This is a genomic window from Mycobacterium sp. PSTR-4-N, assembly GCF_022348085.1.
GTDB lineage: Bacteria > Actinomycetota > Actinomycetes > Mycobacteriales > Mycobacteriaceae > Mycobacterium.
In genome coordinates this window covers 1-22,496 of record NZ_JAKRFN010000025.1, presented here as the reverse complement: position 1 = coordinate 22,496, position 22,496 = coordinate 1, and the positions used below count along the sequence as shown (strand labels likewise).

Sequence of the window (22,496 nt, the reverse complement as noted above, 5' to 3'; positions counted from 1 at the left end):
CGATGAACTGGTGTCGCGGCGAATCGATGACTGACTTGTGACCGGTGGTCGTCGTTCGTTTGGCGGGTAGGCCCTCGGGTATCGCCTCAGCATGGCTGAAACTGATTCTTCGCTGCGCGCCATCGCGCTGGTGTGCAGCCTGAAACCGAGCCCCGCCGAGTCCAGCAGTGCACTGATCGTCGAGCACGTCTTCGAGTCGCTGCGGTCCGAAGATGTGCTGTGTGAATCCGTTCGGTGTGTGGACTACAACATCGCCCCCGGCACCGAAGCGGATATGGGCGACAGCGACCAGTGGCCCCAGATCCGCGACAAATTGCTCGCAGCAGACATCCTGCTGCTGAGCACACCGACGTGGGTAGGCCATCCGTCGTCGGTGGCCCAACGGGTGCTCGAGCGACTGGACGCCGAGTTGTCGAACACCGACGAGCAGGGGCGGCCCGCGATGTTCGGCAAGGTCGCCACGGTTGCCGTCGTCGGCAACGAGGATGGTGCGCACAAGATCGTCGCCGATATGTTCCAGGCGCTCAATGACATCGGCTACACCATCCCTGCACAGGGGTCGACGTACTGGAACGGCCCCGCGATGAATTCGACCGACTACAAAGAGCTGGACGAGGTGCCGAAGGCCACCGCGTCGACCAACGCGATGGTCGCGCGCAATGCCGCGCACCTCGCCCGGGTACTGCGGCACTCCCAGTACCCACCCGTCGAGTGAGAGGAGTGAAGATGCCGGATACATCGAGAGATCCCATCGACCACGCCCGCACCTACCGTCAGCACGCCGGCGAAACAATGAAGGCCGGCAAGAACGCAGTGGGCCTGATCGGTATCGGCCTCGGGGTGTTGTCGATGGTGGTCGCGTTGTTCTCGTTCGCCAACGGATCGCGCACCACGGGCGTCGTCGCGATCATCGTGGCCGTGCTGTTCGCCGCCGCAGGGTTCGCGTGGCTCGCGTTGCGCCACCGCAAGGTGGTCGAGAACAAGGTGGAATGGCATCGCGAACACCCCGAAGTGCCCTACGAGCCACCCACGAGCTGAGGGCCGACGCGCTGAGGGCTCAGCGGCCGGAGGTGAAGCGCCGCAGGAACTGTCGCGTCCGCTCCTCTTGCGGTGTGTCGAGAACTTCGGCGGCCGAGCCGGATTCGACGATCCGGCCACCCTCGAGGAAGTGGACCGTATCGGCGACGTCGCGGGCGAACGCCATCTCGTGGGTGGCCATCACGATCGTCGCCCCTGCCGCAGCGAGCTCGCCGACGAGAGTGAGTACGTCGCCGACCAGTTCGGGGTCCAGAGCACTTGTGATCTCGTCGAGCAGCAGGAGTTTCGGGTCATAGGCCAGGGCGCGTGCGATGGCCACTCGTTGCTGTTGGCCGCCGGACAGCTTGTCCGGATAGGAGTCGGCATGTGATTGCATGCCGACCCGGGCGAGCAGAGCGCGAGCGCGCTGCTCTGCGTCACCGCGGCTGTGGCGGTGCACGACCCGCGGGGCGAGGGCGACGTTGCCCAACGCGGTCATGTGCGGAAACAGGTTGAACGATTGGAACACCATGCCGATGGCCTGGCGGGCTTCTTCGGCGTCGATGCGGGGATCGCTGATGTCGCGCCCACTCAACAAGATTCGACCGTCGTCGATCTCTTCCAGCAGATCGATGCACCGCAGCAGCGTCGACTTGCCCGAGCCGGACGCGCCGATCAACACCACCACCTCGTGCTCGGCGACGTCCAGATCGACCCCCGCCAGCACGGTCCGGTCGTGATACGTCTTGACCAGGCCCTGCACCTGCAGCAGCGGCGTCACAGCGCGCCCTGCCGCATCGCGGATCGACGCGCGACCCAGTCGGCGAGCCGGGCCGACGGCACCGCGAGCGCCACGAAGAGCAGACCGGCCACCACGTACGGAGTGAAGTTGTAGGTGGTCGCGGACTGGATCTGTGCGGCGCGCACGGCGTCGACAGCGCCGAGCACCGAGATCAGCCCACAGTCCTTCTGCAGCGCGACAAAGTCATTCAGCAGCGCCGGGGTCACGCGGCGGGTGGCCTGGGGCAGCACCACCAGGCGCATGGTCTGGCGGTACGTCAGTCCGAGGGAGCGTGCGGCGGCGAACTGCGACGGGTGCACGGATTCGATGCCGGCGCGAAGGACCTCGGCGACGTAGGCCGAGTAGACCAGGACAAGGGCGAGGCCGCCGAGGATCACGGGGCTGGTCGGCAGGCCAGTGAGGCGCAGACCCGGCAGCCCGAACCCGACGAGATAGAGACAGATGAGCAGCGGGAGGCCGCGGAACAGGTCGACGTAACCGGTGGCCACCGCGCGCAGGGGAAACCAGACTGGTCCGCGCAGAGTGCGCAGTGCGGCGAGGGTGAGGCCGACGACGAGGACGAGGATCTGGCAGACGATGAGCACGCGGATGTTCAGCCAGAGCCCCGACAGCAGCGCCGGCAGGCTCTCCCAGCCGATCCGCAGGTTGAAGAACGAGTCGCGCACCCGGGGCCAACCCGGTGCCGAGGTCACCGCGAACAGCAGGACCGCGGCGAACACGACCGTGGACAGCAGCGCCACGAGCGTGGAGCGGCGTGCCCGCGCCTGCCGGTAGGCGACGCGGTCGATGCCGACCGTGGTCACGACAGGACCGGTGCGTTCCCCGCCTGGGCGAGCCAGGTCTTCTGCAGCTCGGCGAGCTCGCCGCGATCGCGGAGTTGATCGACGGCGCGGGAGACGCAGGCCGTCAACGGGCTGCCCTTGTCGAGAACGATGCCGAACTGTTCGGGCTTGTCCGTGCCGGCGGGCAGCTGCCCGACGATCGTGCCGTCGGTGAGTTCGGCCTGGATCTGGAACGCGGTGGGCAGATCGACGACGAGGCCGTCGATCTGGCCGTTGGCGAGCGCGGCTTTGGCGTCGTCGTTGTTGTTGAACACCGCGACGCCGGGGTCGATCTTCTGGGCGGCGGTGTAGCTGGTGGAGCCCACCTGCGCGCCGAGCTTGAGGCCTTTGAGGCCGTCGACGGTGGTGACCTTGGCTGCGGGGGAGGACTTCAGCGCGACGACGGTCTGGGTGACGTCGTAGTAGGGGGAGGAGAAGTCGACGGCCTGCTTGCGTTCGTCGGTGATGGAGAACTCGTTGAGGTCGGCGTCGAATTGCTTGGGGCCGGGAGCGATCGCGGCGTTGAAGGGGACGCGAATCCAGGTGACGTTCTCTTTCGCGTAGCCGAGTTCGTCGGCGACGGCGTAGGCGACGGCGGACTCGAAACCCTTGCCGTTGGATGGATCGTCGTTGTCGAACCAGGGGGCGTAGGCCGGTTGGTCGGTGGCGAAGGTGAAGGTGCCTGGCGTGAGCGTCGTGAGGTTGTCTTTGGTGCAGGTGTCGGCGCTGGCCGAGGCAGACGACGACGCGGCCGGCTGCTCGTCGGCCGGGGCGCAGGCGGTCATGGCCGCGGGGACGAGGGTGAGCGCGCAGAGGACACCAGTGAGGCGATGCATGCGCGGCATCATCGCGCATCCGGCCGCCCGACGCCACGGATCGGAGCGAGGTGATCGGATCGGCGGCAAGGTGGACCTACAATCCGAGCCACCTGCTTGTTCGTGTGCAGGATGATCTAGCGATACAGGAGCCGGCGTGAAGGACAAGCTGGTCAGCGACGTGGACCGAGCCGCAGCGGCCAGAATCCTCGGCGATCTGCTGCACTTCATTGAAGTGGGTAACGCCAACGCCGCCGCTTACCCACGGCCGGGTCGATTCACGTTCTCGGTGACGCATGCATGGACCGAGGCCACGGCTATGTACGTCGTCTTTGTTGCGCCACCGTCCGTTCGTCACTGGGGATTGGTCCGCGATACGCGCAGCTCATTGATCAACATGTCGGGTTGGGATCGGGCCGACGACCCCGCGCGGTACTACTACCTGCTGGATCTTGAAGAGGACTGGCCCGGCGCAGCGTTCCCGGAGCCGGGTGAGAACCCAGGACTTATCTGGTGGCGGGGTGATGTGCGGGATGGTCTACCGCAGGAGCTCTCCAAACTTCCTGAAGAGCATCGCTATACGCCACCACCAGTCGACCCGGCGTGGATCGACCACACACCTCCGCCTGTTGTGGAACCCCGCCGTTACGCCGACCCCAACGGACCACTTCCGCCCGGGACCAGGAATCCTTGGTGACGGTCGTGGGCGCGTGTCGGAGGGTTTCCGATGGAGACACATGAGCATTATTCGCGTCGAACTCGCCGAGGACTTCATGCTGGGCGACGACGTTGTGTTGCTGGCCGTGGACGTTGATGGAATTGCAGAATTCACCTCTGCCCTGAAGTGCCTTTCAAAACAAAGGAAAGTTGGGAACTCGAGTTTGGGCACCTTCGGTCACCGGTTCACGATTCGCACGGCCAATCCACGGTTGACCTGCAACGCTTACACGTTGACTGGAGCCTGGACCAGACCAAGGTCGTCGAGATGATCGACGCACTGAAATCGCTCGCTGATGATGGTCGTCGCCCGGGTCGTCACTACGTCGATAACTCCCAGCCGGTAAGCACCTTGGTGCTGTCGCTCGACGAGTACGTTCGACCAGACTCGTTACCCCGCCTGTGACGCCCGCAGAAGGCTCAGGACTGTTTCTGCAGCGGGTGCGAGGGGAGAGCGAGAAGCACGAAGAACGCGCCCGCGAGGCACACCCCGGCTGCCGTGAGGCACCCCGCGCTCATGCCGGACAGGAACGCATCGCCCACGGCAGTACGCACGGAGCCGGCGATCGCCGCGGGGGACTGCGCCGCGACAGCGAGCCCCTGCGCCAGCCCTTCGCCAGCGACCGCGCGGGCGGGCTCCGGCAAGATCTGCACGGCCGCTGCATCATTCAGGCGGGTGAGATAGAGCGTCGAGAAGATGCTGCCGAGCACGGCGACTCCGAGCGTGCCTCCCACCTGACGGGTGGCGTCGTTGACGGCCGAGCCGGCGCCGGCCTGCTCGGGACGCACGACGCCCATGATGGAATCGGTCGCCGGGGCACTCGTCAGTCCGAGCCCGCCGCCGAGAAGAACCATCTGGGCCGCCATCACCGGATAGGTCACGCTGACGTCGATCACGCTCACCCAGGCGAACGCCGCGGCCATCAGGATCAAGCCCAGCGCCACAATGACTTTCGTGCCGATACGGCCGACGGCGAGCCGGGTGCCGAGCACTGACCCGATGGCGATGGACAGCGCGACCGGGAGAATGCGAACGCCGGTCTCCAGGGGGCCGAACTCCTGCAGCAGTTGCATGAACTGGGTGATCAGGAAGATGAAACCGAACAGTGCGAAGAACGCCACGGTGACGGCTCCGCTGGCTGCGCTGAAACGCAGGTTGGCGAAGAGGCTGATGTCGATGAGGGGGTCACGCTGGCGGCGCTCCCAGACTGCGAACCAGATGCCCGCGACGAGCGTCACCGCGAAGCCGGCGAGGGTCGGAAGCGACGTCCACCCCCGCTCCGGTGCCTCGATGATCGTGTAGACCAGCGCGGCGAGCATGACCACGGACAGCAGCAGCCCGCCGCGATCGAGGCGTGACTGCGTGTCGGCCTTCGCGGCGGGAATCAGCACGGGCGCGGCGACGGCTGCGGCCAGCGCGATCGGGGCGAGCGCGAGGAACAGGCTGCCCCACCAGAACACCTCGAGCAGAGCGCCGCCGAGGATCGGGCCGATGGCCACGCCGAGGCCGGTGACCGCACCCCACAATCCGATCGCCGCCGCGCGTTGGCGGGGATCGCGGAAGGTGTCGGTGATGATCGCCAGCGTGGTCGGATAGATCATCGCGGAGGCCACACCCATCACCACCCGCATCGCGATGAGCTCGCCGGTGGTGGTGCACAGCGCCGCGCCGACGCTGGCTGCCGCGAACAGGACGAGGCCGGCGATGAGCGTGCGGCGCCGGCCGAACTTGTCGCCGATGGTGCCGCCCGCGAGGACCAGTGCGGCGAATGCCAGGTTGTAGGCATCGACGATCCACTGCAGTCCACGGGTCGAGGCATCGAGCGACGAATTCAGCGTGGGCAGAGCGACATTGACGATGGTGGTTTCGACGTTGATCGCCAGGGCGGCGACGAGGACAACGGCCAGTACTGCTCCGGGTCGTTTCGCCAGGGGCGCGATGCTGCCGGTTGCGGATCGGTCGAGCGTGTGTGAGGCCACGGGAGGAACCGCCTTATGTTGACGCTGATAACTTCGTCGAGCATGACAGTTGAAGTTATCGCTGTCAACATATTGGGTGGCTAGCGGATGCCCGCGCCGATGACCTTGAGCAGGCGGTCGGTGATCACCTTTCTGCGCGCGTCGTCGGTCGTCGCCAGGGGGCCCTCGAGGTAGAGGACCGAAAGCCCGTGGACCGAAGCCCAGGCGGCTTCGTCCAGCCCGTCGCGGTTGCGCTCGTCGAGGAGGCCGGCGGTCACCAGGTCGTCAATGCAGCCGCTGAGGATGCGGAAGGGGTGACGACTCGACAGAGTGGCGTCGTCGGAAGTCGACTCGCCGGGGGAGAACGCGGCACGGAACAGGCCGGGTTCGGCGAGTGCAAAATCGACATAGGCCTGACCGGTGGCGCGGAGGCGTGCCAGGGCGCGGGGGCCACGGGGGCCACGGTTGGGGACGTGGGAGAGCGCCTCGAGCATCTGGTCGCCGAGAAGGCCCATCGCGTGCTCTTTGACGGCGTTTAGAAGTGCGTGGCGATCGGAGTAATGCCGATATGCCGCAGCATTACTCACGCCGACGGCGCGCTGGACGTCGCGCATGACCACGGCATCGGGGCCGCCGGTGCGAGCGAGTTCGACGGCCTGCTCGAGCAGCGCTTGTCGCAGATTGCCGTGGTGATAGGAGCTCGCCGCCATGTTGACCAGTCTTACATCGGGTGCGCGACATCAGGGCCAAGGCGGCCTCAAGTATGTTCTGAAGACGCACGCCCCCATAGCCCAATTGGCAGAGGCAGCGGACTTAAAATCCTCTGAACTGGGCGTTTGCTGTGTTTGCTAGCTCCGGTAGCAGTAGGAAGAAATATCTCTAGCTGCGGATACGGTGTTGGCTGCGTTGGCTGGTGTTGACTCCGAACGAAGGCACTGCGGTATCTACTGCGGTACGGCAAACGGCTCTCAGGTCGGCTGCATGGGGAGTGGCGTCGCGGAAGCGGCCCTGAGGCTCCGGAAGATCGTGTGTCGGCGACTTCTTCGTCCCGAACCACGAGACCTGGGAGTTTGAGTGAGACGGTTGTGTTGGCTCGCGGGCGACGTCGCATGTGAGCGGCGTTGGTTGCGTTGGGTGCTGCTTGCCTCAGTGTGGAGTGCTGCGGACCTACTGCGGACCGGAGGACGGAGCAAGCAGACCTGAGCAGGATGGAAACGAAGGTTCAACCGCAACTCTGCGGCGACATGCAGTACTTCATTTCTCGCGGATTCAGGCCATGTGTGCTTCACTAATTGCATGGATCGATGGGACCGGGCGGCTGCGAATCGTCTTGATGTCATAGTTGAACAGCTGCGGGAAACCCGCGTGATTGAAGTGCTTGAGTCCACAGTTGCACGAGTATGGCGAGCCAACACCGCTCGCTACGAGCCTAGTGAACTGGGTGACACGCCTCGTTCGTTGGGCGTGACGGCGGCCGAGAACATTCGCGAACTCGCACTCCGTGAGCGCTGGTCTCATATGGGCGACGGCAAACTCGATCCACGAGCGCATGTCACGGCACCGAATGATTCTCTTCTTATTGAGTCCGGCGGCGTCAGTCTTCGAGTAATGAAGGCGAAACCAATGGTCACTCTCGCGGAACCCGAGTGGGCAGAATTTGAGTGGGCTGGCGAGAGTGACGTGCGGAAGGCTGCAGCCCGTAACAACCGGACACGCTACAACCCATATCAAATTGGCAGCGGGACTCTTTTCGATGGTGTCTTCCCTCCAGAAGGTGACCCGAGAGCCCTATGTGACGTCGTCTTGGTCTGGGCCGGCGGTTCATCTAACCCAGACACCGCAGGCTGGATAGGTCTACCTACGCTAAGCCATGACAACCCTTGGCTCGCAGTGCAACGTGTTTGGTGGCATCAGGCAGGCGGCGGAGGTATGCGGACCGACCGTACTCGGCCACCAACGGGGCCGGATCCAGACACATTCGAACGAAGGCCGCTTCCTCAGCCGGAGATTCGCCTGAAGCCGAAGCCTAAGACGGCAGGGGAATGAGCGATTCAAGTGATGCGGTTCAGGCTGCGCGCCGACGTCGGGGTAGCGGCTCCGTCGCGACGTTCAGCGGAGCACGCCTATCCATCGCGCGTCGTATGGCTCGCATGTCCCGTGCTGAACTTGCGGCATTAGTCGACATATCTCCCACTGCTATCACGCAGCTTGAACGAGAGCAGTACCGGCCGACAACCGCCGTGGCCGCCGAACTAGCACTTCGGTTAGGGCTACCACGCGAGTTCCTGATGCGCAGTGTGGGCGATCAGTCGATACCCGCTGCGTCGGCGCATTTCCGCTCGCTTCGTGCTACGCCGGCCATCAGTCGCGATCAGGCTCTCGCGCACGCGGAACTCGCGTTAGAAGTTCTCACCGCCGTAGAGGACTTCGTTGATCTTCCGCCGCCGAGCTTGCCGTCGTTGAAGGGTTACTTCGGCGAAGTATCCCAAGCCGACATCGAACGTGCCGCAGCGGAAGCCCGGCAGATGCTAGGGATCACTGAGGGGCCGATTCCCCATGTGGTCCGACTCCTCGAAGCAAGAGGAGTCCTAGTTCTCCGCTATCCGGGAGACCAATTTGACAGGCGCGTGGACGCATTTTCGACGACCGCGACTGAGCGTCCGGTCGTGCTGCTCTCTTCGATGAAGGATGACAAAGCCCGAAGCCGATTTGATTGTGCTCACGAACTCGGGCACCTGCTGCTGCATCCAGATGCGGAACCGGGCTCGAAAGTGATTGAGAACCAAGCGCAGGACTTTGCCTCCGCGTTTCTGGCACCTGCTGATGAGGTCATCGACGACCTTCCCCGTACCCTCAACTGGGACATGCTGCATGCGGCTAAACGACGCTGGGGTATCAGTCTGCGCGCTCTCGTTTATAGGGCTCACAGTCTTGGATTGTTCTCCGAGTCTGCGTACAAGCGCGCCAATGTTGCTCTATCAAGCTGGGGGACACCTGAACCCGGCCCGCTCGGTCCTCCGGAGTCGCCGTCTCTACTTGGTGCCGCGGTTGCGCTATTGGCCGAGAACGGTACTACAAAAGAAGACCTGGCACGGCATGCCGCCGTGTCACAGCAGCAGCTTGAGCTGGTTGTTGCGGCAGCCACGGACAACCGCCCGAGTGTTCGGCCAGATTCGACACTTGCAGTCCACGACTGACGCGATTCAAGAGTTCGCTGGCCCTCGTAGACGCGAAATGAGTTCACCTGCTTCGTCTCTGACTCGCCGCGACGGATGAGCGCCCGAAACATGCTCCACAGCAGACACCAGCCGAGGGTCAACTCTAAGGGACCCGTTTGCCAGACCCCGGATTGCTAAGAGCGGCGCTATCATTCCGTCGGAATGAATCAGATCAATTAGCCGGAGAACGCAAGGCTCAGACCCAGCGGAAACTGGATTTGACAGCAGGGCCAGGGCGTTCGCGGCATAGCCCTGCATTTCTGCGTTTTGCTGATAGCTAGATTGAAGAGCTAGTGGTGTCAGCCACAAATAATCAGCCCTTGCGGCCAGCATCGATAGGCATTTTGCTGCTTCGATGCGAGCTCGTGTTGAGTTCATGCCAGCGAGACTCGTCAACATGCCCATAAGCTCGGGTTCCTGGACGAGTTGCCATGATCCAGCCAGCCGGACACCAGCAGGATATGGGCGGATCGAATCTGCTTCTACCGGCATTGCATCCCGTGCGGTCAGAAGGCTGTCGAGGCCCTCAACGACGGTATCCGTGTGTTCCGCCGGGAGCTCGATACCGGAGGTCAAAACTCGATCAATCGCGCGGGTCTTGTACTTCCTCGAGACTCTGGGGTCCAGAAGGAACGCGAGGAACGGAGCCCAGACACGGGTGATTCCCAGGCGTATGAGATCCACCGCGAGTTGAGCCGGATCCAGGCCACCTCCCGGGAACCTGCCCTTCTGATTCGCCAATTGCAGATCAATGATCTCGGCGACCACAATATCTGCTGCCGCGTTCAATTGTTCTGGTGGAACGCGGTGGCCAGAAAGTGCGTCGCCGATTACCTCACCAGCCCCAGTGACGTTCGAAACCGTCTGACCTTCTGCCACGAACTGAACGCCCAACTTCTGACGGGCGACGTCTCGTGTGTATGTCCAGAGATCGGCATCTTCGATCCACGCGGCCCAATCGGCACCGCCTTCTGATTCGCGCCAGTCATCACCGACCTCGATACTCTGGAACGCTTTGGCGTAGGCGAGATCTACTGATTGGTCGTAGTTCTCACCGTTGAGATCCGTGCTGGCCTGCCGAACATCGCTCAAGAGTTTTCGTACCGTCTCGTCGGTTTCATCCGCAGCATTCGCCAGCGATGCGACAGTAAGCCAGCTGCGTTCCAACCGAGCGAAGTGGGCTGACCATCTCCCCGGATCGTTTGTTGGGCTACCTGCATCAATTAGACCCAAGACAGCAGACAGCGCGCGGGCAGCCTCAGGTTCTGATAGGAGATCGGCCGCAGCCCGAAGTACAGAAAGATCAGAGCTACGAACGTGACCGGGCGTTAATCTTCGGGCGATGACCTGGCGGGCATCGGCGCTAAGGGCGGCTAACGGGCCGCCTAATCTCACTCGGTCGAGTGCGAGCATCAAGTGATCGCTATGCCGCCCGTAACGCAGCAGCCTTAAGCAGTCAGCATAGTTTGTGCCAGTCTCGCTTAGTTCCGCTTCAACTAGTCTAAGAACAGCTAGATTTTGCCGCGACTCGTACACTGCTCCCGATCCGTACAATTCATTGCGAAGATTCACGTAGAATAGGTCGGAACTAGTGTTTCCGAACCTAATGGATCTGTCGCTGTAAAGCCGGCGAAACTGCGACTCCACGAAACGTTCGTACTGCTCTGCTTCTGTGCGGTGAATAATCAGTATTTCTTCGGACCGCCCATGCTGCACAATGGATCGCCAATCTATTGCGTCCTCGTTCCCCAGCTCAGACGGTGTAAATGTGTTGGGAATAGTTGACCAAATCGCATACTGAAGCGCCTCACAAATTCTGCGGATGGTGACGCCCGAGTCAGTTGTGCTGCCTTTCCCGACGCTGAAAGCTGGAACGGCTTCTGGTCGAACCTCGGCAAGTAGTGAGTTCGCTTCACTGCTCAGCCGCGTGTCCTTTGATCCCCAATCACGCCTTCGAAGGCTTAATTGCTGCAGTAAACAGATGCGCACCAGTTTATGCGATAAATCCGCGTTTGCGGCTGTTGCATCTAGGCCGAGAGCCAGAATCTTCTCGACGGATTCGCGCTCTTCGAGCTCGGCCAGGGCAGATGCGGCGACTAAGGTCAAAGCGCAGCGTACGCCGAGGTCTAGATCTTCTTCCACCAACAACCCGAACAGATCCGTCGTCGCTGCGCGTAGCGTAGAGTCGGCGAACGTCTTTAACGCGAGTTCGGCGCCTAGGGTTTCAGAGTCTTTGTGCGAAGGTTCGGTTTCAATCTTTGCCGTCGTCGATGGCCACCGAGCTGTAGACCTGCCCAGGATAGCGGTCGCGAGAATTACGTGTGGTTGACGGTCATATTCCGGAACTGGAAAGTTTGGATGAGCGGCTATATCGTGGGGCCGGAGAACCGCGGCTAGCCATTCCAGCTTCATCTGTATTCCTCGATATCAGCAAGGCGCCTGTAAGGCGACGGCGGCTGGAGAATATCGCCCAGTGAGGTCTCTTGAAAATTAGCGAAATTCATTGATTCAGTAAGAATTGAGTCCAACCATTTTCGCATGAGCAACTTGAGCTGAACAGAACCTGATGCCCCTTCAATGTAGAACCGCCGGTACGGGCGGTTGGGGGCCAGCCAGGCCTCCATCTTTGTGCAAGCTTGCGCACAATCTCTGCCGACTGGCGCCATCGCGACGGTTAGGCTGTTCTCTTGCTGGTGGCGTCGTTGCGCTTCTAATACAATTTTGTGCTCGGACTCCGGCGTCGCGAGCACGCGTTGAGTACTGTGGACAGAAATCAGCAGGTCAATCCCAGCAGCATCCTCGGCAAGTTGACCTTTATCGTGAATCGCCACCTCAGTCCGGTCGCTACTATGCTCGAGAGCGACTTCATGTCGAGCCTGATCGTATATAGTTCGATATTCGAAACCACTCGTGTCGGTCCACAATTCAGCGAAAAACAGGGCACGACGTTTCGATTTCTCGGCTGAGTGTGTTGCTGCATGTGCGCGGCCCCGGAACCATTGCGCCCGCAATTGATCGATACGCCTTTTCTCGCGACATAGCCATGTAACTTGTAGCGAGGTGGCGGAAGTAGGTTTTGGCAACTGCCCATGGTCTAGATCTGGGTAGTAGATTCGATCAGCCGGCATCCCGTAGGTCACGCTGAATTCTTCTGCAACAGCATCGGCATTGCCCATGCACACAAATCGAGGAATCAAGAACGGCTTACGACCCGGATCTGCAACTGCTTCGCTTTCGACGTTATTAGTGAAGAATTTCTCAGTGGACGTGATTCTCTCTGAGAATCGGGCCAACCACTTGAATTCGCGGTAGAACCAGGTCAATAGTGGCAAAGCCATCCAATTGCCGGCGCGAGGGCTGCCGAGAAGGAACATGCCTCCAATTATCGTGCTGAACGTCTTGTGGTTGTATGTGTGTTGATTTAGATAGTTTTCGATCGCGACATGCGCCAATAACCCACCGAGACTGTGGCAGACAAAATAGATCGAGCTATAAGTTGCCGAAAGCTCTCGAATAGACTCCGCGAGACGTTCGGCTGCGACTGGAAGATTGACCTTTCGTTTCAGTGCAGCGATATGTCCCGTGTCGTACCTAAATATTGCGACGTCGATTGCTGTGCCGTCGGGAGTGCCGTTAAATATGTACTTGGGAAAGTCTAGCCATGTTCCATAGCCGTCACCGTCAAATCCATGGACAAATATAGCAAGCGTTTGTCCAGGACGGCCGGGATTCCGGTGAAGGTTCATGCCCGACTCGTCGAAATCGCATCGTGAGAACGACGACTGTGGGCAGTCGTTGTAATACACGGGCGAGCGATTTAGGACTGGGGGCATGGGCAGGCGGTATTATCGTACAAACCTAGTTCCTTTGATGGGGATGATCGCATTCTATTGAATGTTCAGGCGCGTCGTGCCCATTGCTTCGCGGCGCGCAATGTCGCAAGTGTGTGCCCATGCGCTAATTCTTGTCCTGATTAGACACGCTAGAACCGCACCGGGTCGCGGCGGTGATTCGGTCTGCGCGGTGGATGAAATTGACGGTCGACCGCTCCCTTTCGCGCAGGGACTGCTCGATTCGTTTACTCATCAGGAGCCTCGGCCAAGAGTGTGACTAGCTTGGCCGTTTCCACACTGACGGTCGTAACCCTCTTGATGAGGTTAACGATATAGGTCGGGTCGTTGTGCTCGTCACACCAGTCGTTGGGGTCGTTGACGATGCCGGACGCTTTGTCAGTCTTGACTTGGTAGCGATCGATAAGCCATTCAAGTGCGGTGCGCGAGCCGAGGATGTACTCGTGCGCGGTGTCGGGGATACCAGCGATGGTGATGCGGCCGTTGTACAGAATCGCTGATTTGTCGGTCTTCGAACGCCAGCGCATCTTTGCGATTCTCCATGTTTCGCGATCTTTGGGATCGGTTCCCGATTTGAGGTTCACTTCCAGCGGATAAGGCTCTGACTGTTCGTAATTGAGATGAAGCTGCGCAAGCTTGCGGCCGATGTCGGCAACGAACTTGAAACGTTCAGCACCGTTCGGTGTAGGCACGTGCGGAAGCATCTTCTTCAAGTCAGCGGCGTAGCGGGATCGGTACGCAGGGTCGTGCAGGATGCCGTAGACGTAGTAAAAGATGTCATCTTTTTCGACCGGGGCTCGGATTGCGTCCCGGTACCACACGAGTATCTGGTCGGTGATGTTGTCGAGGCGACGGTAGCCGTGTTCATCGACGTCACCATTTTCGGATAAGTCCAGCGTTCCCTCGTCAGCCTTCTGGTACCTCCAGCGGGTGAAGAACTGAGCGGTGTCAAGCAGATGCAGATTGGGTAGCTCAGAGGTGATGAATGGCGTGAACTCGAAGTGTGATGCCGGGCCTGTAAGAACTATCCCGACATTCTTATGCCTTGGGGTGGGGAATAAGGCGGGCAGCTGATACAGCATTGCGTTCATATCCCGGTGGAAGTAGCAGTACTGCTTGGTGAACGGCCTGTACATCGCAGGTGTAACTGCGGAATCCACGTAGCGATACTCACGGTTCTTAACGAGGTCTTGTTTTGCGTTGCGGTTCCAGCTGATTCGGTCCAGACGCATATGCTGCGGGTGGGTATCGAGGAATATGTTCACCGCATCTTCAATTCGCTTCGTGGAGTCCGCGGCTAACGTGGAGAAGTCCGTGCGGGCATCCTCATAGGTCCCGATCATCGTCTTGACTTGCGTCTCGAGTTTGCTCTTGGAGAAGTTGTAGCACCAGGCATCTCTGCCCGTTGCGAGGCCGAGGGAATAGGTGGCGAATACGCTTGGCAGACTTGAATCGTCGCCCTTCTTTCGTCCGAGCGCCGGCCATGAACCAAACGCTGAGTTGCGTTGGTTAATCCAGTCACCCTCCTCGCTAGGGACAATATCCCTCCACTCGGGACTGTCGAGAGTGCTGTCGGAGACAATCCGAAGCTTCTGCTCGCGACTGAGATACTCGCCAACATCGCGGTAGTGAATCTGGCAAGAGCCTGCGTGGGCAGGGGCCTTTACTCCTATCAGGATGGCTACGGTGTTTCGGCTGCCCCCGCCGAAGACCTTGCCGCCTTCTCTGCGTGACAGTTCTCCCGCGGTGCGTTGATTGCCGCGCAGGTTGTACACGTAGATATGGCTGTAGTCCTCAGCGAGGGTTAGGCGTATGCCGTCTGCGGTGTTGCCGTCGATCCAGCCACCGTTGGACACGAAGGCCACAACGCCGATGTCGCCAATCCTGTCTGTAGCCCAACGGAGAGCGCGGATGTAGGAGTCGTAGAGCGTCCGTTGGCTGCGCGCCGTTGAGCGCCTTGCATAGGTAGCTTCAATGCGGCGGTCCAGGGTGGGGTATCTGTTGTTGGCGTTGAGATCGTTGGCACTGGTCTGTCCGACGCTGTAGGGCGGGTTGCCAATGATGACGCCAATTGGAGTCGCTATCTCTGCGGCAATTCGTTCGTTGTTCGCCGCGAAGACCTCTGCGTCGAGTGTGTCGTCGGCTTCGTGGATCTGGAAGGTATCGGCCAAGACGATGCCGGGAAATGGCTCGTAATCATCGGCGCCGGTGGTCTTGCCGGTCAGAGCGTGATACGTAGTTTCGATGTTCACCGCGGCGATGTAATACGCGAGCAGCATGATCTCGTTGGCGTGAAGCTCTTCTGAGTACTTGCGTTTCAGATCGCCACGAGTGATGAGCCCGGATTGCAGTAATCGGGTCAGGAAGGTGCCTGTGCCGGTGAAGCCGTCAAGGATGTGCACGCCTTCGTCCGTCAAGCCTTTTCCGAGATGGGCGCGGCTGGCGTGGTCGGCGGCTCGGAGGATGAAGTCGACTACTTCCACCGGGGTATAGACGATGCCGAGAGCATCGGACTGCTTCTTGAATGCGGTTCGGAAGAACTTTTCGTAGAGGTCGGCTATCAGGTGCTGTTTACCGTCAGCGCTGACAACCTGTTCGGCGCGTAATCGCACTGAGTCGTAGAACTTGTCGAGGCGGGCAGTCTCGGATTCGAGGCCCGTGCCGTCGAGAGCATCGACCATCGCCTGCATCACCTTGGAGACAGGGTTATGGATGGCGAAGTCGTGGCCGGCAAACAACGCGTCGAACACCGGCTTCGTGATCAGATGTTGTGACAGCATGCTGATTGCATCCGAGCGGGTAACGGAGTCATTGAGATTGTCACGCAACCCTTTTAGAAACCAATCGAACTGCTCGATGACCGCTTTATCGGCGCTCGGGTCATCGAGTATGGCGTTGATTCTTGTGATTTGGGCTTGGGCGATGTCTGCGACGTCGGTAGCCCATTGGTCCCAGTACACGCGTGTGCCGACTTTATCGACGATGCGTGTGTAGATGGCCTCCTGCCATTCCGACAGCGAGAACAGCGCCATCTGCGCTGGCACAGCTTTCGTCGGCACTTCGGTGTCGCCGTCAGTACCGTTCGCCGTCGGACCGATGTGGCCGCCAAGAAGGCGGTTGTTGCCCTGGCCGGTCTTCTTGTCGGTCTGGTTGAGCGCGATGCTGTTGATCATCGCGTCGAATCGTTCGTCGTGAGAGCGCAAAGCATTGAGCACCTGCCACACCACTTTGAATCGCACATTGTCAGCCAGCGCGGTGGCTGGGTCGACACCCGCGGGGACTGCGACGGGCAGGATGACATAGCCGTAGTCCTTGCCGGGGGATAGCCGCATGACACGCCCGACGGATTGCACGACGTCGACTATGGAGTTGCGCGGGTGCAGGAACAGAACCGCATCGAGGGCCGGCACGTCCACGCCTTCGGATAAGCAGCGAGCGTTGGTGAGGATGCGACATTCGCCTTCAGCGACTGGCGATTTGAGCCAGGCTAGTTCGGCGTTGCGTTCCAGCGCGTTGAAAGTGCCGTCGACGTGGTGCACCTCGCAAGCGAGGTCGCGATTGGTGCCCTCGACGGGGTGCCCCTCGTTTTCCTGCTTGTTGAGGGATTCCTGGTAAGCGGTGACGACGCGGGGAAAGAGGTCGGCAATGTGCTTGGAGGTGGCGATGTCTTTAGCGAACGCGACCGCTCTCTGCATCGGAGGCTCACCGAGGGTGAAGCTGGGAGTTCCGTCGGCGGTGGCGCCTGCGCGTTTTGCGAGCCCGTTCCAGCAACCGATGATTTTGGAGGCGTCGTCGAGGTTCGGGATCTCGCCGAAGATGGCTTGCTGCTGCTGCAGGGGTGCAGCCATGACCGATTCGTCGACGGTCAGCACGAGGACTTTGTAGTCGGTGAGCAGTCCGTGTTCGACCGCATCCCCGAAGGACAGGTGGTGAAACTCCGGGCCGTAGCGCAGCTCGTCGTCCATCGACACCAGCTCGGCGGAATGTTGGTCGGCTTTGTCTTTCACGGCGTCGCTGAAGATGCGCGGAGTGGCTGTCATGTACAGCCGCAGGTTGGCGTGCAGGTAGCCGTTGTCGTGGATGCGGACAAAGTTCGAGTCGTCTTCGCCGGCCAAGGTGACGCCGGTGGTGCGGTGGGCCTCATCGCAGATCGCGAGGTCGAAGTCGTCCAACCCCAGCGTTTGCGCGTCGGCGACAGTCGGCAGCGACTGATAGGTCGAGAACACGACGGTGAGGCCCTTAGCGCGCTTACGGTGCGCCATGGCGTCGACGAGGTTGGCGGGGCTTGTGGTGACAGGGATGGGGACGTCGTGGACGTTGAAGTCTTCGGCGTTTCGCAGCCGTCCAACTTTGGTGTCGGAGCACACGGCGAATGCGCGGATGTCGAGTGCGGTTTGGGCGGTCCACTCGCGCAGCGACTGGCTTAATAGCGAGATAGACGGGACCAGGAACAGGATGCGGGCGGTGCCACCGTTTTCGCTGGCGACGCGCTCGGCGAGCTTGAGGGCGGTGAACGTTTTGCCGGTGCCGCACGCCATGATCAGCTTGCCGCGGTCATTGCCGACCGCGTATCCGGCCAGCACTGCGCCGATCGCCTCGACCTGGTGTGGGCGCGGTTGCTTACGTTCAGCGGGGGACAGCTCGATGGTCAGGCTGTCCTGCGGCCAGGCAATGTCCCAGTCGATGGGTGATTCGGCGATGTCTGCGAGATTTATCCGCTGCACCGGGATGGCCTGATCGTCCAGGGCGTCCTCAGCGTTCTTTCCCCACTTGTCCGTCGTGGAGATGATCACGCGGTTGGTGAAGGGTTTCTTGCCTGAGGCGGTGAAAAACGAGTCGATATCTGCCTTGGCAAGAGTGTGCGTGGGCTCGTAAAACTTGCATTGGATTGCCGTGTAATTGCCTGTGTCGCGCTCGCGTGCCACCAGGTCGATACCGGTATCGGGCTTGCCCTGACGGTCCGGCCAGTCGATCCAACGCCAGACCGATTCGTACTGCTGGTTTAGCGCCGGATCGAGTTCGAAGAAGCGCACCATGAGCTGTTCAAACAAGGTGCCGCGGTCGACGTTGGTCGGCGCTCGACGGAACGCGTCGATAACGTCGTTAATCGTCCCCAAACCCGCCCCCTTCGGGCAACGCCGTCGTAGATTGCCCTCTCGGGAAGAACATAGTCACAAAACGCTACCGACAACATCCAACGGCGCCGCCTGACTATCCTGCGTTAGATGCGTGCCAAGGAGGGGACCTTCCGCGATCTGATGACGCAGGACCGCCAGTTTCAGGTGCCGCTGTACCAGCGGCACTATCGCTGGAAGACAGGTCAGCAAGAAGATCTGTGGCAAGACATCGCCGAACAAGACCGAGCGCTTGCGGACGGGAGCGCGGTCCCGAAGCACTTCATCGGCAGCATCGTGGCGGTCGAGAAGGATGCCGACCCGCTGCATGACTTCCGCGAGTTTCGCGTCGTCGACGGTCAGCAGCGTCTGACTACATTGTCCGTCGCGCTCGCAGCTCTGCGGAATGTCGCGGCGCTTGACGATCCTGACCAGTTCGACCGGCTCAACAAGAAATACCTAATCAACGACACCGAGCCGAAGGGGTCGCCCAGGTGGGCACGCCTAGTGCCGGGCGACGAAGATGCTGCTCCGTACTGGACAGTGCTGACCGACCCGGCCGACGTGTCCGGCCACAGTGCGATCGTGAACGCCTACCGATTCTTCCATCGCAAGATCAGCACTCTCCGCGAAGCCGGCGAGCTTGTCCCGGAACGGCTCGCGACGACGATCGGTGATCGGTTGGCGCTCGTCTTCGTGACTGTTTCCGAAGGCGAGCGGCCCCACAAGATCTTCGAGTCGATCAACGCGACTGGTGTGGGGCTGACGCAATCTGATCTGTTGCGCAATTACCTATTCATGGCGCTGGGCCCCCGCTCGAATACGGTCTATACGCAGCACTGGCGTCCACTCGAAAAGGCGCTAGGAGTGGAGGGCCTGGAAGGGCTGGTTAGGGACGATCTTCAGTCGACGGGCGATTTCGTCAAGCAGGGCGATGTTTATCGAGCAGCCCGAAGCCGCCTCGAACCGTCAGCAGCGGATCTCGATTTCCTCGAAGAACACGTCAAGCGGCTTGCGCGAAGAGGCGCCTACTATTCGCTGTTCCTGCAACCAGCAGATCCGAACTCCACGGCATCGGATCTCGGACTTAGCAAGAAGGCGCTGAGGCACTTGGCATTCCTGCGTGGCTGGGGTGCCGGCACGACGTATCCGCTGCTGCTCCACATTTACGCCGAAGTCGATGCCGGCCGCGCCACCACCGCGCAAGCTGAGTCCTGCCTCGAAGCGATCGAGTCCTTCATCGTCAGGCGCTACGTCGTCGATGTACCGACGAACGTATTGAACCGGCTCTTCATTGCCGTGATCAACAATCTTCCCCAGGGTGAGCCGATTGACGTGGCGGTGCGTCGAGAGCTGTCACGGGACAAACGGTGGCCCGACGACGAGCGTGTCCGCGACGGGATCGCCAACGTGCACTACTACTCCAATGGGCGGGCCCACCAGCAGCGGTTGGTTCTACAGCGCCTGGAATCCCATTTACGAGCCGAGGTTGATCTCGACTTCGACTCTGCCAAGCTCTCAATCGAACATGTCATGCCGCAGACGCTCAGTGAGGGCTGGAAGAAGCACCTGGTGGATGCCGGTCACGAGCCGCGCGAGGTCTTCGAGCGGCTCGGCCACACGCTAGGAAATCTGACGCTGACGGCGTGGAACTCGAAGCTTTCGAATCAGCTGTTCGAGCGCAAGCAGGAGATTCTGCAGAACTCGGACCTCAAGCTGAACGAGCATCTCGCCGCCGCTTCCCAGTGGGGAGTCGATGAGATTCAGGCGCGTTCGCAGGTGCTCGCCGACGCTGCAATCGCGCTGTGGTCGGCCCCTGTGCCGGGGGTTGTAACGGCGCACTCTGGGTTCGACTGGACACGGGTCGACGATGCCGTTGCAGCGCTGCCGGCAGGCTCGTGGACGTCCTACGGTGACCTCGCAGAACTCGTAGGAACGGCGGCACAGCCGACCGCAAATCACATCGCACACGACCCCGCGGTGACGAACGCTTACCGTGTCCTCAGCAGCGATGGGTCCATCAGTTTCAAATTTCAGTGGCACGATTCGGCCGACACCCGCGATCCGATGGAAATGCTGATCGGCGAGGGCATCGAGTTCGACGACAATGACAAGGCCTCGCAGGCGCAACGCCTGGGTCCTCCTGAGCTCGAAGCTCTGCTCGACAACGTGCCGGCCGAGGTGCAATGACCCGGCTCGCGCCGGACCGATCGTCGAGATATGACGTGCAAACGTCACTCGCCATCCTCGCGCAATACGTCAGGTAGGAAGGGTATCCGGAGCGGGGCAGCTCATAGTCTCGGGCGGGATGGCCGAGCGCTGGCTGCACATCGGTCTCAGAACGAGTGCACGCGTTCGATACTGACGAACATGCCGCGGCCGCTGGCAGCATTAGTGAAGCGGGTTCCGTCCGCGCTTGCCTCGATGATCCACCCGTTGAAGTGTTCCTTCGTCCCGTAATCCAGCATGACGTCTTGATTCGGATCTGCCCCGCCGATGTTTCCTTCGGCCCAAGCGAATGCGCCGCGAAAATCCACGGTTGCGAGATTCCAGTGCGCCGCTCCGCCGGTGCTGACAGGTGCCTGCGGAAAGCCGTCAGCCGAGTTGCGTTCGCACGCAACAGATCCTTGGGAAACGGCACATCGAACCTGCCGAGACTGCGTGATCACGTACTGCGTTTGTGGTTGAGCAGAGGGCGCCGGCGCCGACGTGTGATCAAGCTGCCAAAGCTCAACAGCCGGCTCGATGTAGGTTTGTGTTGCCGTGATGATTGTCAGCCCATCGCCACGCACTTGGTACCGCGTTCCGTCGACGGTGTTGACGGCGTCGAAGCCCCGAGGAACTTCGGTGACGTCAGTTAGGGCAATTGAAGCTCCGTCGCTAAGGCGGCTTCCACGGTAGTAGTAATTGGAGCCCCGAAGGCAGACGACAAGGGCCGAATCTGAGGTGATCTGCGCGAGCTGTAGCTCATCCGCTGGTTCACAGCGGGCACCGGGGTGCTCGCGAAAGCCGCTTGTGTCCATGCCTGCTAGAGGTGGCGGTATCTCGGGAGAGACGGTCGGTTTGACGGTCTGGGGTACCGGCTGCCGGATCGGAGCTTCAGGTGTCTCACGAGCGGGCGCATTCCAGCCGCAATTTTGCCCGCGAACCGGGAAGATATTCGGCACCGAATCAACGCGTCCTGCCACCATCTGAACGATCTGAACATCTGCTTTGAATTCGCCCTCGCCGAGGATGGTCGGCTGGTTGCTGAGGTCGAGACGCAAAGTGAGAATGCGGCCCTCGGTCGCGACAGAGGTCAAGACGTCGGGGTTCGCAGAGTCGAACTCAGACACGTCCGCATACCAGCCTTGTCCGATGCTTGGTCGCGGGCCAGAGATCGCCACTACACCGTCCGCGTGGTGGGGCTCTATCAGGTAGTCGGTAAGGATGCTGCCGGGGGCATCCGTCGGCCCGAACTCGTTCCGAGCGACGCCCGGTTCCGGCGGAATCTGAAAGTTGAACTCGACGTCAAGCTGCAGCTGATTCGGGTCGACGTGGGACAGCGTGATCTCGCGGACAAGCGCCGATCCGGGCGGATCCGCAGCTCGATCCGCTGGGTCTAATGCGCAACCCATCGTGTGGGGAAGCGCGTCCCATCGCACCGAATCCTGATCGGCGCCGACCCCGCACCCAGCTGCCGCCAGGCTTACAGCGAGGGCCCCAAGACCGATTACAAGCCGCTTCACCTTGCCAACCCCCGGCACTCGCCTAAGCCTCGTAACTACCGCGGGCAAGGCCCGAGGTGGACGCATCGACGAGCGTAACAACGAAGACCTAGGAGCAGCCCCTATCGCAAGTGAAAGCGACCGAAGGTGGGCCTCCGCCGACGACCACTTCGGCGTGTATCCGGTCGGTTGTTCTGCGGGGATGTTCTAGCCCCCTGAGGACCGTCGTAATCGCCGGAATGTCGCTGTTAACTTGGGCGCAGACGTGGCCAATTCCGAATTCGTCCGTCGTTAACCGACGGATCATACCGGCGCAGGGGTCGTGTTCATTCGGGGTGAATACGCCTTCACGCTGGTCGGCATGTAGCGCCGGGTATTGCTCTGTTCGCTTTTCACCTCTCCTGGACCAGCACGTGAGGTGCGTCCTTAATGCCTCCTGGGTTGGTCTGACCGGGTCGCGGGTTTGTTGCTTTGG

General features: G+C 61.0%; 15 protein-coding genes. 6 read left to right on the top strand and 9 right to left on the bottom strand.

What is annotated here, in order from left to right; all coding sequences use genetic code 11:
• Window positions 1-91 precede the first annotated feature (91 nt).
• Both MHN84_RS25130 and MHN84_RS25125 read left to right on the top strand, forming a co-directional pair.
• Window positions 92-715, top strand: coding sequence for a flavodoxin family protein (locus tag MHN84_RS25130; RefSeq protein ID WP_241207237.1), 624 nt, complete (start codon window positions 92-94; stop codon window positions 713-715).
• 11 nt (window positions 716-726) lie between these two features.
• Entirely contained in the window at window positions 727-1,038 is a 312-nt protein-coding gene (locus MHN84_RS25125) for a hypothetical protein (RefSeq protein WP_241207236.1), read from the top strand.
• Between the two features lie 19 nt (window positions 1,039-1,057).
• Here the strand turns inward: MHN84_RS25125 and MHN84_RS25120 are convergent, their stop codons facing one another.
• The 3 genes from MHN84_RS25120 to MHN84_RS25110 are packed head-to-tail and all read right to left on the bottom strand — an operon-like array spanning window position 1,058 to window position 3,476.
• Window positions 1,058-1,798, bottom strand: coding sequence for an amino acid ABC transporter ATP-binding protein (locus MHN84_RS25120; RefSeq protein ID WP_241207235.1), 741 nt, complete (start codon window positions 1,796-1,798; stop codon window positions 1,058-1,060).
• Window positions 1,795-2,622: an amino acid ABC transporter permease gene (locus MHN84_RS25115; protein ID WP_241207234.1), complete on the bottom strand. Its 828-nt coding sequence runs from the start codon at window positions 2,620-2,622 to the stop codon at window positions 1,795-1,797. Before MHN84_RS25115 ends, MHN84_RS25120 begins: the two co-directional genes overlap by 4 nt.
• Window positions 2,619-3,476, bottom strand: a complete 858-nt coding sequence (locus MHN84_RS25110; protein WP_241207233.1) for an ABC transporter substrate-binding protein — start codon at window positions 3,474-3,476, stop codon at window positions 2,619-2,621. The genes MHN84_RS25115 and MHN84_RS25110 overlap by 4 nt, the downstream gene beginning before the upstream one ends.
• A gap of 136 nt (window positions 3,477-3,612) precedes the next feature.
• On the opposite strand from MHN84_RS25110, the gene MHN84_RS25105 reads away from it, so the two are divergent.
• Both MHN84_RS25105 and MHN84_RS25100 read left to right on the top strand, forming a co-directional pair.
• Window positions 3,613-4,152, top strand: a complete 540-nt coding sequence (locus MHN84_RS25105) for a hypothetical protein (protein WP_241207232.1) — start codon at window positions 3,613-3,615, stop codon at window positions 4,150-4,152.
• A gap of 288 nt (window positions 4,153-4,440) precedes the next feature.
• A complete protein-coding gene (locus MHN84_RS25100; protein WP_241207231.1) occupies window positions 4,441-4,578 on the top strand; it encodes a hypothetical protein in 138 nt (45 codons plus the stop codon).
• Between the two features lie 14 nt (window positions 4,579-4,592).
• Here the strand turns inward: MHN84_RS25100 and MHN84_RS25095 are convergent, their stop codons facing one another.
• Entirely contained in the window at window positions 4,593-6,152 is a 1,560-nt protein-coding gene (locus MHN84_RS25095) for an MFS transporter (protein ID WP_241207230.1), read from the bottom strand.
• Window positions 6,153-6,232: 80 nt separating this feature from the next.
• Window positions 6,233-6,841, bottom strand: a complete 609-nt coding sequence (locus MHN84_RS25090; RefSeq protein WP_241207229.1) for a TetR/AcrR family transcriptional regulator — start codon at window positions 6,839-6,841, stop codon at window positions 6,233-6,235.
• 1,332 nt (window positions 6,842-8,173) lie between these two features.
• Between MHN84_RS25090 and MHN84_RS25085 the strand changes: the two genes are divergently transcribed.
• Complete coding sequence (locus MHN84_RS25085; protein WP_255730931.1) at window positions 8,174-9,328, top strand: ImmA/IrrE family metallo-endopeptidase; 1,155 nt, start codon at window positions 8,174-8,176, stop codon at window positions 9,326-9,328.
• Between the two features lie 6 nt (window positions 9,329-9,334).
• Here MHN84_RS25085 and MHN84_RS25080 read toward each other — a convergent pair whose 3' ends face one another.
• The 3 genes from MHN84_RS25080 to MHN84_RS25070 form a co-directional block, all read right to left on the bottom strand.
• Complete coding sequence (locus MHN84_RS25080; RefSeq protein WP_241207228.1) at window positions 9,335-11,761, bottom strand: hypothetical protein; 2,427 nt, start codon at window positions 11,759-11,761, stop codon at window positions 9,335-9,337.
• Window positions 11,758-13,095 (bottom strand): putative lipase, encoded by a 1,338-nt coding sequence (locus MHN84_RS25075; RefSeq protein ID WP_241207227.1) that lies wholly within the window; start codon window positions 13,093-13,095, stop codon window positions 11,758-11,760. Before MHN84_RS25075 ends, MHN84_RS25080 begins: the two co-directional genes overlap by 4 nt.
• Before the next feature lie 332 nt (window positions 13,096-13,427).
• On the bottom strand, window positions 13,428-18,317 hold the full coding sequence (locus tag MHN84_RS25070; RefSeq protein ID WP_241207226.1) for a DEAD/DEAH box helicase: 4,890 nt from the start codon (window positions 18,315-18,317) through the stop codon (window positions 13,428-13,430).
• Between the two features lie 108 nt (window positions 18,318-18,425).
• Between MHN84_RS25070 and MHN84_RS25065 the strand changes: the two genes are divergently transcribed.
• The gene (locus MHN84_RS25065) at window positions 18,426-20,504 is read left to right on the top strand and encodes a DUF262 domain-containing protein (protein WP_241207225.1); all 2,079 of its coding nucleotides are present in this window, start codon (window positions 18,426-18,428) and stop codon (window positions 20,502-20,504) included.
• A 146-nt stretch (window positions 20,505-20,650) separates the two neighbouring features.
• On the opposite strand, the gene MHN84_RS25060 is transcribed toward MHN84_RS25065, so the two are convergent.
• Entirely contained in the window at window positions 20,651-21,958 is a 1,308-nt protein-coding gene (locus MHN84_RS25060) for a hypothetical protein (protein WP_241207224.1), read from the bottom strand.
• Between the last annotated feature and the right edge of the window lie 538 nt (window positions 21,959-22,496).